The organism is Paenibacillus sp. BK720 (assembly GCF_011761545.1).
Lineage (GTDB): Bacteria > Bacillota > Bacilli > Paenibacillales > Paenibacillaceae > Pristimantibacillus.
In genome coordinates this window covers 130,115-142,543 of the sequence record NZ_JAASRQ010000006.1, presented here as the reverse complement: position 1 = coordinate 142,543, position 12,429 = coordinate 130,115, and the positions used below count along the sequence as shown (strand labels likewise).

Annotated in this window: 12 protein-coding genes and 1 riboswitch; all 12 genes read left to right on the top strand. The window is 51.5% G+C overall.

What is annotated here, in order from left to right:
• Positions 1–90 precede the first annotated feature (90 nt).
• A complete protein-coding gene (locus FHT67_RS22375; protein WP_208403496.1) occupies positions 91–603 on the top strand; it encodes a manganese efflux pump in 513 nt (170 codons plus the stop codon).
• Between the two features lie 43 nt (positions 604–646).
• Positions 647–1,225, top strand: coding sequence for a low molecular weight protein arginine phosphatase (locus tag FHT67_RS22370; protein WP_167201382.1), 579 nt, complete (start codon positions 647–649; stop codon positions 1,223–1,225).
• 86 nt (positions 1,226–1,311) lie between these two features.
• A riboswitch (ZMP/ZTP riboswitch) is annotated at positions 1,312–1,392 on the top strand.
• 100 nt (positions 1,393–1,492) lie between these two features.
• Entirely contained in the window at positions 1,493–1,951 is a 459-nt protein-coding gene (rpiB, locus tag FHT67_RS22365) for a ribose 5-phosphate isomerase B (protein WP_167201381.1), read from the top strand.
• 114 nt (positions 1,952–2,065) lie between these two features.
• Positions 2,066–2,668, top strand: coding sequence for a TIGR01440 family protein (locus FHT67_RS22360; protein WP_132308744.1), 603 nt, complete (start codon positions 2,066–2,068; stop codon positions 2,666–2,668).
• Between the two features lie 23 nt (positions 2,669–2,691).
• Positions 2,692–3,939: a serine hydroxymethyltransferase gene (locus FHT67_RS22355; protein WP_132308746.1), complete on the top strand. Its 1,248-nt coding sequence runs from the start codon at positions 2,692–2,694 to the stop codon at positions 3,937–3,939.
• A gap of 542 nt (positions 3,940–4,481) precedes the next feature.
• On the top strand, positions 4,482–6,128 hold the full coding sequence (locus tag FHT67_RS22350) for a peptide ABC transporter substrate-binding protein (protein ID WP_132308748.1): 1,647 nt from the start codon (positions 4,482–4,484) through the stop codon (positions 6,126–6,128).
• Positions 6,129–6,390: 262 nt separating this feature from the next.
• Positions 6,391–7,323, top strand: coding sequence for an ABC transporter permease (locus FHT67_RS22345; protein WP_132308750.1), 933 nt, complete (start codon positions 6,391–6,393; stop codon positions 7,321–7,323).
• Between the two features lie 3 nt (positions 7,324–7,326).
• Entirely contained in the window at positions 7,327–8,265 is a 939-nt protein-coding gene (locus FHT67_RS22340) for an ABC transporter permease (RefSeq protein ID WP_167201380.1), read from the top strand.
• 11 nt (positions 8,266–8,276) lie between these two features.
• Complete coding sequence (locus tag FHT67_RS22335) at positions 8,277–9,284, top strand: ABC transporter ATP-binding protein (protein ID WP_132308754.1); 1,008 nt, start codon at positions 8,277–8,279, stop codon at positions 9,282–9,284.
• The gene (locus FHT67_RS22330; RefSeq protein ID WP_167201379.1) at positions 9,281–10,243 is read left to right on the top strand and encodes an ABC transporter ATP-binding protein; all 963 of its coding nucleotides are present in this window, start codon (positions 9,281–9,283) and stop codon (positions 10,241–10,243) included. Before FHT67_RS22335 ends, FHT67_RS22330 begins: the two co-directional genes overlap by 4 nt.
• Positions 10,244–10,413: 170 nt before the next feature.
• On the top strand, positions 10,414–11,043 hold the full coding sequence (gene upp, locus FHT67_RS22325) for a uracil phosphoribosyltransferase (protein ID WP_127497908.1): 630 nt from the start codon (positions 10,414–10,416) through the stop codon (positions 11,041–11,043).
• Positions 11,044–11,263: 220 nt separating this feature from the next.
• A complete protein-coding gene (gene wecB, locus FHT67_RS22320) occupies positions 11,264–12,412 on the top strand; it encodes a non-hydrolyzing UDP-N-acetylglucosamine 2-epimerase (protein ID WP_167201378.1) in 1,149 nt (382 codons plus the stop codon).
• The last annotated feature ends 17 nt before the right edge of the window (positions 12,413–12,429 follow it).

The window sequence follows — 12,429 nt, the reverse complement described above, 5'->3', positions numbered from 1 at the left end:
CATATCTTGGTTAGGAATGGATGTGGACATGGGGGCGATAGCGTGACTGATGCAACTTTGCATGCCGGACAATTCGCGACACTGCTCATTATGGCGGTTGCGCTTGGCATGGATGCTTTTTCGTTAGGAATCGGAATCGGGCTGAAGGGGATTCGCCTGCGGGATGTGCTCCGGTTAAGCAGCATCATCGCATTATTCCATGTGCTAATGCCGCTTGGCGGCATCTATGCCGGACATTTCGTCAGCGGACTGCTTGGCCATGTGGCGACGGTGGCTGCGGGCGTGCTGCTGCTTTTGCTTGGCGGACACATGATTTACAGCTCGCTCAAAGGGGAATCGGTCCAAACGATGGACTACCGTTCCTCGGTCGGAACGTTCTTGTTTGCGTTCAGCGTCAGCATCGACTCCTTCTCCGTTGGCGTAACTTTGGGCATGTTCGAGGCCGATATTTTGCTGACGGTTTTATTGTTTGGTTTTTTCGGCGGCTTGATGTCCGTGCTGGGGCTGCTGCTTGGACGCCGGGTCAGCGAGAATCTGGGCGGCTACGGGGAGGCGCTTGGCGGGGCGATCCTGCTCGTTTTCGGTCTTTTATTTATATTCTAGAAATCAACAATGAAATCAGCTATACCAGAAAGGGGAATGCAGCATGACGCGCATCTTGTTTGTTTGTACCGGCAATACCTGCCGTTCGCCGATGGCGGAAGCCATGCTGAGGGCGATGGCGGAGCAAAAGGGGATTTCGGTCGAGGTCCGCTCCGCCGGCGTATCTACCATTGACGGTCTGCCGATCTCGTCGCATGCGGCTACGACGCTGCGGGGCAAATCGGTCGAGCACCGCGGCTCGTCGCGCGCGTTAAGCGGCGAAGCCGTTGCTTGGGCGGATCTCATTCTAACGATGACAGCCGGACATAAACGCGGCTTGCTTAACTATTTCCCTGAAGCGGTGGATAAAGCGTATACGCTCAAGGAATACGTCAACCAGGACACGTCCGTTCAGGCAGACATCGAAGAACTCGAACGCCTGTATACGGAGATGCATATGAAGCAGGCGCTGGGTCAGCAGCTGTCGGCCGCGGAGCGTTCCCGTCTGCTGGAGCTGGAGCGCAGGATCCCCAGCTTCGATATCGCCGATCCGTTCGGCGGGACGCTCGGCATGTACGAGAGCTGCGCCAAAGAAATCGAAGAGAGCCTGAAGGCCCTCCTTCAAATGCTTCAAAAGGGATGAAATTCCATGCCGGAATAAGGCTCGATTTATGCGTATATTTGATTGATTTTCATGGTTGAATAAGCTATCATGAAGGTAACAAAGACGGTTTCCGATGTAACTGGCGACGGAAGTGGGTAACCACGGTGGAGCATCGGAACATACGGCCGGTCGCCTGGGCAAAGAGCAGCATGCTAGTCATAGCATGTCATGCTCTTTTTTCGTCTTTTTGAGGATTTTAGGTATAATAAGTCCGTATGATTCGACAACTAGCAGGAGGGTTTTGCGTTGAAAATTGCAATTGGTGCAGATCATGCGGGTTACCGTCTGAAAGATGAAATTGTTCCGTTTCTTTTATCGCTTGGTCATGAAATTGAAGACTTGGGCTGCGACTGCAGCCAGTCGGTGGATTATCCCGATTACGCGCTGCCTGTGGCGGACAGAGTGGCCAGCGGCCAAGCTGACCGCGGCATTCTGATTTGCGGCACGGGTATCGGCATGTCAATCGCGGCGAACAAAGTTCCCGGTATCCGCTGCGCGCTGGTGCATGACATGTTTTCGGCACAAGCAACCCGCGAGCATAACGATACGAACGTGCTTGCGATGGGCGAGCGTATTATCGGCCCTGGTCTTGCGCAGGAAATTGTCCGCATCTGGATGGAGACGCCGTTCTCGGGTGGCGAGCGACATGTAGGGCGTGTCCGGAAAGTGAAGGAAATCGAGCAGCAGTTTACGGTTCATCCTTAGGTCCATGCTTTCGAGGCGAGAATTATCATTAACCGCTTAATTAACAGGCTATCGGTGTAATTAATCCTGAAGCGCTAGATGTGATCATTCTTATCTTTGAGGAGGTATCTCGGCATGAACAATCAAAAGGAAACCATTACTATTGCGGCCGATGTGGAGACGATTGTGCGGGAGCTTGTCGCGGCAGGGGGACTTAGAGCCGGACAGCTGCTTGTCATCGGCACCAGCACAAGCGAGGTGCTTGGCCACCGGATCGGCACTTCGGGAACGGTCGAGACGGCCGCGCAGATTTATGCGGGCATTGAAGCGGTCCGTAAGGATGTAGGCTTTTATCCGGTTTACCAGTGCTGCGAGCATTTGAACCGGGCGCTTGTCCTCCCTCGCGAGGCGGCGGACAAGTATGGGCTGGATGAGGTTGCGGCCGTTCCCGTTCCGAAAGCGGGAGGATCCATGGCCGCTTATGCTTTCCGGCATTTGCCGAATGCCTGCTTGGTTGAAACGATTCAGGCGCATGCGGGAATCGATATCGGCGATACCTTTATCGGCATGCACCTGCGCCGGGTTGCCGTTCCGGTCAGACCGTCCATCCGGTCGATTGGCGCAGCCCATGTCACGATGGCTTTTTCGCGGCCTAAGCTGATCGGCGGAGCGCGAGCGGTATACACCTTGGAAGACAGCGGCCTGGCGTCAGAGCAGACGTCAGGAACTTGCGAATAATTATATTTAGGAGGCTTTTCACAATGGAAAACTTACGTAACCAAGATCCTGAAGTATTGAAGGCAATGGGCCTTGAGCTGCAGCGCCAACGCGACAACATCGAGCTGATCGCATCCGAGAACATCGTAAGCGAAGCGGTTCTGGAAGCTATGGGTTCGGTCCTGACGAATAAATATGCAGAAGGCTACCCCGGCAAACGCTTCTACGGCGGCTGCGAGCATGTGGACATTGTGGAAGACATCGCACGCGAGCGCGCGAAAGAAATCTTTGGCGCCGAGCACGCGAACGTTCAGCCTCACTCCGGCGCTCAAGCGAACATGGCGGTATACCTTGCCGTTCTCAAACCAGGCGACACGGTTCTTGGCATGAACCTGGCTCACGGCGGTCATTTGACGCACGGCAGCCCGGTTAACGCATCCGGTCTTTTGTACAACTTCGTTGCTTACGGCGTAGAAGAAGATACATTTACGATCAACTATGAAGAAGTTCGCAAAGCGGCCTTCAAACACCGTCCTCGTCTGATCGTTGCCGGCGCGAGCGCATACCCGCGTACAATCGATTTCGAGAAGCTTGGCCAAATCGCTCAAGACGTAGGCGCGTTGTTCATGGTGGATATGGCTCATATCGCGGGTCTTGTTGCAGCCGGTCTGCATCCGAACCCGGTGCCTCATGCGCATTTCGTTACGACAACAACTCACAAAACGCTCCGCGGTCCTCGCGGCGGCATGATTCTTTGCCGTCAGCCTTGGGCAGCGGCAATCGATAAAGCGGTATTCCCTGGTTCGCAAGGCGGCCCTCTGATGCACATTATCGCAGCAAAAGCCGTTGCATTCGGCGAAGCCCTTCAACCATCGTTCAAGGAATACGCGCAAAAAGTGGTAAGCAACGCGAAAGTATTGTCCGAGACGCTGATCGCGGAAGGCATCAACATCGTTTCCGGCGGCACGGACAACCACTTGATGCTGATTGACACTCGGAGCCTGAACATTACGGGCCGCGACGCCGAGCATGTACTCGACTCCATCGGAATTACGGCGAATAAAAACGCGATTCCATTCGATCCAACAAGCCCGTTTGTAACAAGCGGTATCCGTCTCGGTACGCCGGCTGCTACTTCCCGCGGCATGGACGAGAAGGCCATGAAAACAATTGGCGAGATTATCGCTATGACGCTGAAGAGTCCGAAGGACGAAGCGGTCCTGGCTAAAGCCAAAGGCATGGTTCGCGACCTGACTGCTCAATTCCCGCTTTACCCGAACATGAAGTACTAAAAGCTATCTTTGCAGCATAAGAGGCTGTTCCCAAGGTCCAATTGACCGCTTGGGAACGGCCTCTTTCTTTTTTTGCTGAAATCATATGGGTTATTCGCGTTGGAGATATAGTAATTTCGCTATGCAAGTATAGAAGCAAAGGAATTGTTCGTTGTTTCACAGGTCTCTATGATTTGAATGAGGAGCATTTTCCGCGCGCGGTGGCCGCTTAGCCTTGATGTTATGAATAAGTTAAACCGATTGCAGCATGCTATATAAGCGGGTTCCACGAAACTACAGATCTCGTCAAATTTCGACAGATATAGAAATGTAATTTCTGGGGCGTGACAAATGATAATAAATTATGTATATTTGTTAATGGTATATTAATTAACATTACTTTTGTACTAATTTGGCCTGAACATTTGTAAAACAGGGTGGCTGAACATATGTTCATTGATAATTATTCAATGATTCGTATTAATTCTCGCAATGTTTAATTTATGTAATGTCAAATTATTACAATAGAAAGCAAGAGGAGAACATCCAGGGGAGGAAGTAAAATGTCGAAGAAGAAGTATGGCTTTACCATGATTTCCGTACTGCTTGCACTGGCTCTTGTAGCCGTCGGCTGTACACCTAAGCAAGAGTCCGGAAGCAGCGAAGGCTCTGTATTCCGCATGAACCTTGCCACTGAACCGCCGTCCCTTGACCCGGCTCAGGTACAGGACCAAGTGTCTGCAACTGTAGTAAACGGTTTGTTTGAAGGACTGACTCGTAAGAACGAGAAGGGCGAAGTTGAACCAGCTGTCGCTAAAGAGTGGAAAATCTCCGACGACGGCAAAACTTACACGTTCACCATTCGCGACGATGCGAAATGGAGCAACGGGGATCCGGTAACTGCGGGTGACTTCGAATACGCTTGGAAGCGTGCTCTTGATCCTAACCTGAAACCGGCAGCATCCGCTTATGCTTACCAGCTGTACTACATCAAGAATGCGGAAGCTTACAACACGGCAGCTGACGGCGTAACAGCCGACGATGTTGGCGTTAAAGCCGTTGACGACCACACGCTGCAAGTTGAGCTGAACTCGCCAACTCCTTATTTCCTTGGTCTGATGTCCTTCACGGTCTTCTACCCGGTTCACAAATCGGCTAAAGAGAACGAGCAATGGGCTACAGACGTTTCGACTCTGGTTTCCAACGGTCCGTTCAAAATGAGCGATTGGAAAAAGAACAACTCCATTACGATCGCTAAGAACGACAACTACTACGCGAAAGACGACATCAAGCTCTCCAAGGTTGTCTTCTCTGAAGTTAACGACTCGAATACAGAGCTGAGCATGTATCAAACAGGCGAACTGGATTATGCGGGCATGCCTACTGGCTTGATCCCTAACGAACAATTCCCGACGCTGAAGCAAAACAATCCGGATGAGTTCAAAATCCAAGGCAGCGCATCGATCTATTACTACCTGTTCAATACAACGCAAAAGCCATACGATAACGAAAAAATCCGTCAAGCGCTCTCGATGGCGATCAGCCGTCAAGATATCGTTGACAACGTAACAAAAGGCGAGCAAAAGCCTGCTTACGGTATCGTTCCTCCAGGTATCAAAGGCGAAAAAGAAGACTTCCGTACGGAGCATCCGGACAACTACTTCAAAGAAGACGTTGAGGAAGCGAAAAAACTGCTTGCCGAAGGTCTGAAAGAAGAAGGCCTGACTGCAATGCCAACGGTTAAAGTAACTTACAACACGAACGAGCTGCATCAAGCGGTTGCGGAAGCAATTGCCGAAATGTGGAGCAAAAACCTCGGCATCAAAACCGAAGTTAGCAAGCAAGAGTGGGGCGTCTTCCTCGACAACCGTAACCACCTGAACTACGATGTGGCACGCGGCGGCTGGGGCGCTGACTACGATGATCCAATGACGTTCATCGACCTGTTCTCGTCGAAATCCGGTAACAACAACACTGGCTTTGCTAACAAAGAGTACGACGATCTGATCAAAGAAGCTTACAGCACGGACGACCAAGCTAAACGCATGGAAGCAATGTCCAAAGCTGAGTCGCTTGTAATCGGTACTCGCGCGATTATGCCGATCTACTACTACAGCACCGTTTATATGATCAAGCCTGGTTTCAAAGGCATCTTTATCGACTACAAAGGCGACATTGATTACAACCGCGGTTACTACGAAGCGAAGTAATTAAGGCTCGGCACGGATTGAGGGATATATGCGGCCAATGATAGCTGCATATATCCCCTTTCAATTTTTTAGTTTCGTTTGTTTAAGAATTTTAATTTTGAAAGCTTACGCTTTCGAAGTAATGAATCATCACAATGGCCCTAAACGCGGCTATTAGGGTGATAATTCATTTAAAGTCGATGCTTACGATGCAAGAATCATCACAAACAGCCATGGTAATGGCGCTTTGTGTGATCATTCTTTTTAGGAGGTGCCATGACGTTTGGTCCGCTATGTGCTTCAGAAGCTGTTGTTCATGATCGTATCGATCTTTGTGCTGGCCTCGGCCACTTTTTTTCTGATGAAGGCCATTCCAGGCAACCCGTTCCAAAGTGAGAAGAACATTCCTCCTGCCATTCAAGAGCGTTTGAATGAAGAGTATGGACTTAATGATCCGCTGGGCGTTCAATATTTGCATTATTTGAACAATCTGATTCACTTTAATCTCGGGATGTCCATGAAACAACAGTACGTTACTGTAGTTGATATTATTAAGACTGGTTTTATCTACTCCCTTCAAATCGGTGTCTTCGCTATTATTCTGGCGATTGCAGCCGGCGTGTTGTTCGGTCTGATTGCTGCGCTTAACCACCGCAAGTTTCTTGACGGCTTTACGATTTTGCTGGCCGTACTTGGTGTATCGATACCGAGTTTCGTTGTCGCTCCATTCTTGCAGTATGTATTTGGCGTCAAATTGCGCTGGTTCGACGTAGCCGGATTGAATGACCCGACGGACTTTATTATGCCGGTCATCGCCTTGTCTTTCCTGCCGGCCGCGTTTATCGCGCGACTTGTACGCTCCAGCATGCTGGAAGTGCTCAGCGCGGATTATATGAAAACCGCACGGGCGAAGGGCTTGTCCGGCCGCGTTATTCTGGTCCGCCACGCTTTGCGGAATGCTATTCTTCCGGTTGTCACGTACATTGGTCCGATGACGGCCAATATTATTACAGGTTCCGTGGTTATCGAACAAATCTTCGGCATCGGCGGTCTTGGCAAATTCTTCGTCAACAGTATTACCAACCGTGATTACACGCTTATTATGGGACTCACGCTGTTCTACGCCGTCATTTTGATGCTGGCGCGTTTCCTTACCGATATCGCTTACGGATTCGTAGATCCGCGCATAAAATTGACCAGCAGGAAGGGGGGCTAATCGATGAAGGAACAAGCTGTGCTGCAGCCTAATGATTTTGAAAAGCTAAGTCATGACGAGAAGCAAACGGAGACGGTTGTCCGCGAAAGCATTTCCGCTTGGAAGGATGCCTGGTTTCGTCTGAAGTCCAATCGCATGGCGATGATCAGCCTTTGGATATTAGCCCTTATCGTCCTGATGGCGATTTTCGGCCAAGCCATTGCTCATCAATTTACGGGCAACGATTTCTCCACGAATGACCTGAAGGCTACCAACCAGGCGCCATCCGGCAGTCATTGGTTCGGTACGGACGGCCTTGGCCGCGATATGTTCGCAAGAACATGGATGGGTGCGGGCATTTCGCTTCAGGTAGGTATTTATGCGGCAATCGTCGATTTGATTGTCGGCGTTATCATGGGCAGCATCATGGGTTACTTTGGCGGCAAAGTCGATGAAATTCTTAACCGTATCTGCGAAATTTTATATTCCATTCCGAGCTTGCTTGTCGTTATCCTGCTCATTGTCGTAATGGAACCAAGCATGTTCACTATTATCGTGGCTTTAAGTATTACGGGCTGGATCAACATGGCCTGGATCGTTCGCGGTCAAATTATGCAGCTCAAGAATCAAGAGTATGTTCTCGCTGCGCGCGCGCTTGGCGCAAACCCGGTTCGAATTATGTTCAAGCATCTTATCCCGAACGCGATGGGTCCGATTATCGTTACCATCACGATGACGGTTCCGAATGCGATCTTTGCGGAAGCATTCCTTAGCTTCCTTGGTCTTGGCGTTCAATCGCCGGCCGCGTCACTCGGTACTTTGATTAATGACGCCATCAAGGCGATGACTGTATATCCATGGCGTATGCTGTATCCCGCAATTTTGCTCAGCTTGACCATGCTTTGCTTTAATATTTTCGGTGACGGCTTGCGCGACGCACTTGATCCGAAGATGAAAAAGTAGGAGGTGCAACTATGGAACGTTTGCTCGAAGTGAATGATCTTCGTGTTAATTTCAAAGTTCGCGGCGGTACCGTGCAAGCGGTGCGCGGCGTTAACTTTCATATAAATAAAGGCGAAGCCGTGGCAATCGTTGGTGAGTCCGGCTGCGGTAAGTCCGTAACGGCGCAAACGCTGATGCGCCTTATCCCAAGCCCGCCCGCGATGACCAGCGGCTCGATTATGTTCAAAGGGCAAGAGATTTTGTCCAAGACGCCGAAAGAAATGGAAAGCATCCGCGGCAAAGAGATGGGCATGATCTTCCAGGATCCGATGACCTCTCTTAATCCAACGCTGACGATCGGCCGTCAAATCACGGAAGGCCTGATCAAGCACCAAGGCATGAGCTCTTCGGCTGCCCGCGCCCGTGCGATAGAGATGCTGAATCTCGTAGGCATTCCGAATCCGGCTGCGCGCTTTAACCAATACCCGCACGAGTTCTCCGGCGGTATGCGCCAGCGCGCGATGATCGCGATTGCCCTTGCGTGCAATCCTTCGCTTCTTATCGCGGACGAGCCGACTACGGCGCTCGACGTAACGATTCAGGCGCAAATCCTGCGCGTGATGAAGGACCTTCAGGAGCGAATGGGAACCTCCATTATCCTGATTACGCATGACCTTGGCGTCGTAGCGGATATTTGCGACCGCGTTATCGTTATGTATGCCGGTAAAGTAGTAGAGACCGGCACCAAGTGGGAAATCTTCAAAAATCCGAAGCATCCTTACACGAAAGGCCTGCTTCGCTCGGTGCCTCGTCTGGACCAGAAAAAAGACGAGCCGCTTATTCCGATCTTCGGCACTCCGCCGGATCTGATCAAGCCGCCTGCAGGCTGCAGCTTCTGCGCGCGCTGCGACGAAGCGATGCGCGTCTGCGTCGACAACGATCCGGAGCTTCTGCCGGTTGACGGCAACGAATCGCATAAATCGGCATGCTGGATGGCGCATCCATACGCGAAGCCCGCGAAAACGGAGGTGTCCGTATGAGCGAACCGTTAGTTAGGGTTAATAATCTGCGCAAGTTCTTCAACTTGGGCGGAGGCAATATTTTGAAGGCGGTCAACGAGATCGATTTCTCCATCGCGAAAGGCGAGACCGTTGGCGTCGTTGGCGAATCGGGCTGCGGCAAATCGACGGCCGGCCGTACGATTCTGCGTCTCTACGAGCCTACGAGCGGCAATGTTACGTTTAACGGCGAGGATATCTACAAGCTGAAAGGCGCTAAGCTGAAGCAAATGCGCCGCGATATGCAAATGATCTTCCAGGATCCTTACGCATCGTTGAATCCGCGGATGACGATTACCGACGTTATCGGCGAAGCGCTTGATATTCATGGACTTGCGGGAAGCCGCGCCGAGCGCAAGCGGAGGGTTGAGGATTTGCTGGATCTGGTAGGTCTGAATCCGGACCATGCAACCCGTTATCCGCACGAATTCTCCGGCGGTCAGCGCCAGCGGATCGGTATCGCCCGCGCTCTTGCGGTGGATCCGAAATTCATTATCGCGGACGAGCCGATCTCGGCGCTCGACGTGTCGATCCAGGCTCAGGTCGTAAACCTGATGCAGGATTTGCAGCGTAAAATGGGTCTGACTTATCTGTTCATCGCCCATGACCTGTCCATGGTTAAGCATATAAGCGACCGCGTCGCCGTTATGTATCTTGGCAAAATCGTCGAGCTTGCGGAGAGCGGCGAGCTGTATAACAGCCCTGCGCATCCGTATACGCGCGCGCTTCTGTCCGCCAATCCGATCCCGGATCCGGAGATCGAAGCCACCCGCGAGCGCATTGTGCTCGCCGGCGACCTGCCGAGCCCGATTAATCCGCCATCGGGCTGCCAGTTCCACACCCGCTGCCCGATGGCAACGGATAAATGCAAAACCGTCGAACCTAAGCTTGTCGAAGTGAAAAAGGGGCATTATGCTTCCTGCCACTACGCATCGGTATAATTTTACAGGACGAAGCAGAGATTACATCTGTTTCGTCCTTTTTTGTAGGCAAACCGTCGTTATATAGCCATAAAACTCTGGATGCATCGCAGGGGGCGGAGTGATATAATAAACGGGATTGTGTCCAAGACTATAGGAATAACTTATTCACACAGGAGGAATTACGCTCCATGAGCAAAGTGGTTATATGCGACCATCCATTGATTCAGCATAAGCTGACCTTTATTAGAAACAAAGATACCAATACGAAGGACTTTCGTGAACTGGTTGACGAGGTAGCCACTCTGATGGCTTACGAAATTACAAGAGACGTACCTCTTGATACCATTACGGTGGAGACGCCAGTCGCAACGACGGAAGCGAAAGTGGTGTCCGGACGCATGCTGGGGCTTATTCCGATTCTGCGCGCGGGACTTGGTATGGTTGAAGGGATGCTTAAGCTGATTCCGGCCGCAAAAGTGGGTCATATCGGACTTGTCCGAGACCACGAAACACTCCAGCCAACCGAATACTACATTAATTTGCCTACGGATGCGGCTAACCGCCAGCTGATTGTTATCGATCCGATGCTGGCTACCGGCGGCTCTGCGATCGCGGCGATCAACTCGCTGAAGAAACGCGGCTGCGACCAGATCAAGCTGATGTGCCTGATTGCCGCTCCGGAAGGGGTAAAAGCGGTACAGGATGCGCATCCGGAAATCGATATTTACCTTGCTGCGCTCGACGATGCTTTGAATGAGAAAGGCTATATCGTGCCGGGTCTCGGCGATGCCGGCGACCGTCTATTCGGTACGAATTAATAAGCGGCTACGAAGCATGAGTAGTCACCAATCGCTCTGACTGAGCTCTTTAAGCAACCATTCATTAAGCGTATGCTTACGAAGCATGAATAGTCACCAATCGCTCTGACTGAGCTCTTTAAGTAACCATTCATTAGCGTATGCTTACGAAGCATGAATAGTCACCAATCGCTCTCGACTGAGCTCTTTAAGTAACCATTCATTTTAGGAGTGAAACGTTTTGTCTAAACTGAAAGTAATGACGATTTTTGGTACCCGTCCGGAAGCCGTTAAGATGGCTCCGCTTGTACTGGAATTGAATAAGCATGCCGATCAGATCGAATCGATCGTCTGCGTAACGGCGCAGCACCGCCAAATGCTCGACCAGGTGCTTGATTTCTTCGAAATTCAGCCGAACTATGATTTGAATGTGATGAAGGACCGCCAGACCCTGACCGAGACAACCGTACGCGTCCTGGAGGGCCTGGACCCTATTCTAACGGAAGCGAAGCCGGATATCGTGCTTGTGCATGGCGATACGCAGACGACGTTCCTGGCGAGCTATGCGTCCTTCCTGAAGCAGATTCAGGTTGGTCACGTTGAAGCCGGTCTCCGTACGTGGAACAAGCTGTCTCCCTATCCGGAAGAAATGAACCGCCAGTTGGCCGGCGTTCTGTCGGATGTGCATTTTGCTCCTACGGAATGGTCCGCAGGCAACCTGCGCAGGGAGAACAAGTCGGAAGCGTCGATTTACGTAACGGGCAATACCGCAACGGACGTTTTCCAATATACGGTTGATCCATCGTTCTCCCACCCGGTCATCGAATGGGCGAAGGGCAAGCGCATGATTCTGATGACTGCGCATCGCCGCGAAGCGCTGGGCGAGCCGCACCGCAACATTTTCCGCGCGGTTAAACGGATCGCCGACGAGCATGAAGACGTAGCCATCGTCTACGCCGTACACCCGAACCCGGCCGTGAGAGAGCCGGCTAACGAGATTCTTGGCAATCATCCGCGTATTCAATTAATCGAACCGCTTGACGTATTCGAATTCCATAATTTTTATCCTCATGCTTACATGATTATGACCGATTCCGGCGGCCTGCAGGAAGAAGCGCCATCGTTCGGCGTGCCTACCCTGGTACTTCGCGACACGACGGAACGTCCGGAAGGGATCGAAGCCGGAACGCTTGAGCTGGTCGGCACGGATGAAGAGACGGTATACAACCGTGCGCGCGCTCTTCTGAACGACGCAGTGCTGTACGAAAAAATGAGCAAATCTGCCAATCCTTACGGCGACGGACAAGCTTCTGTACGCATCGTGCAAGCGATTTTGCATCATTTTGGAAGAACAAGCGTGCGGCCAGAACCGTTCACACAACGTTCATAGTTTTCGAAGCGGACAGC

What these genes read in the sequence shown, in the direction of transcription:
- FHT67_RS22335 (WP_132308754.1), top strand. Translation starts at nt 8,277, where the DNA reads ATGGAACGTTTGCTCGAAGTGAATGATCTTCGTGTTAATTTCAAAGTT.
- FHT67_RS22375 (WP_208403496.1), top strand. Translation starts at nt 91, where the DNA reads ATGGCGGTTGCGCTTGGCATGGATGCTTTTTCGTTAGGAATCGGAATC.
- upp (WP_127497908.1), top strand. Translation starts at nt 10,414, where the DNA reads ATGAGCAAAGTGGTTATATGCGACCATCCATTGATTCAGCATAAGCTG.
- FHT67_RS22350 (WP_132308748.1), top strand. Translation starts at nt 4,482, where the DNA reads ATGTCGAAGAAGAAGTATGGCTTTACCATGATTTCCGTACTGCTTGCA.
- FHT67_RS22340 (WP_167201380.1), top strand. Translation starts at nt 7,327, where the DNA reads ATGAAGGAACAAGCTGTGCTGCAGCCTAATGATTTTGAAAAGCTAAGT.
- FHT67_RS22360 (WP_132308744.1), top strand. Translation starts at nt 2,066, where the DNA reads ATGAACAATCAAAAGGAAACCATTACTATTGCGGCCGATGTGGAGACG.
- FHT67_RS22330 (WP_167201379.1), top strand. Translation starts at nt 9,281, where the DNA reads ATGAGCGAACCGTTAGTTAGGGTTAATAATCTGCGCAAGTTCTTCAAC.
- FHT67_RS22370 (WP_167201382.1), top strand. Translation starts at nt 647, where the DNA reads ATGACGCGCATCTTGTTTGTTTGTACCGGCAATACCTGCCGTTCGCCG.
- FHT67_RS22355 (WP_132308746.1), top strand. Translation starts at nt 2,692, where the DNA reads ATGGAAAACTTACGTAACCAAGATCCTGAAGTATTGAAGGCAATGGGC.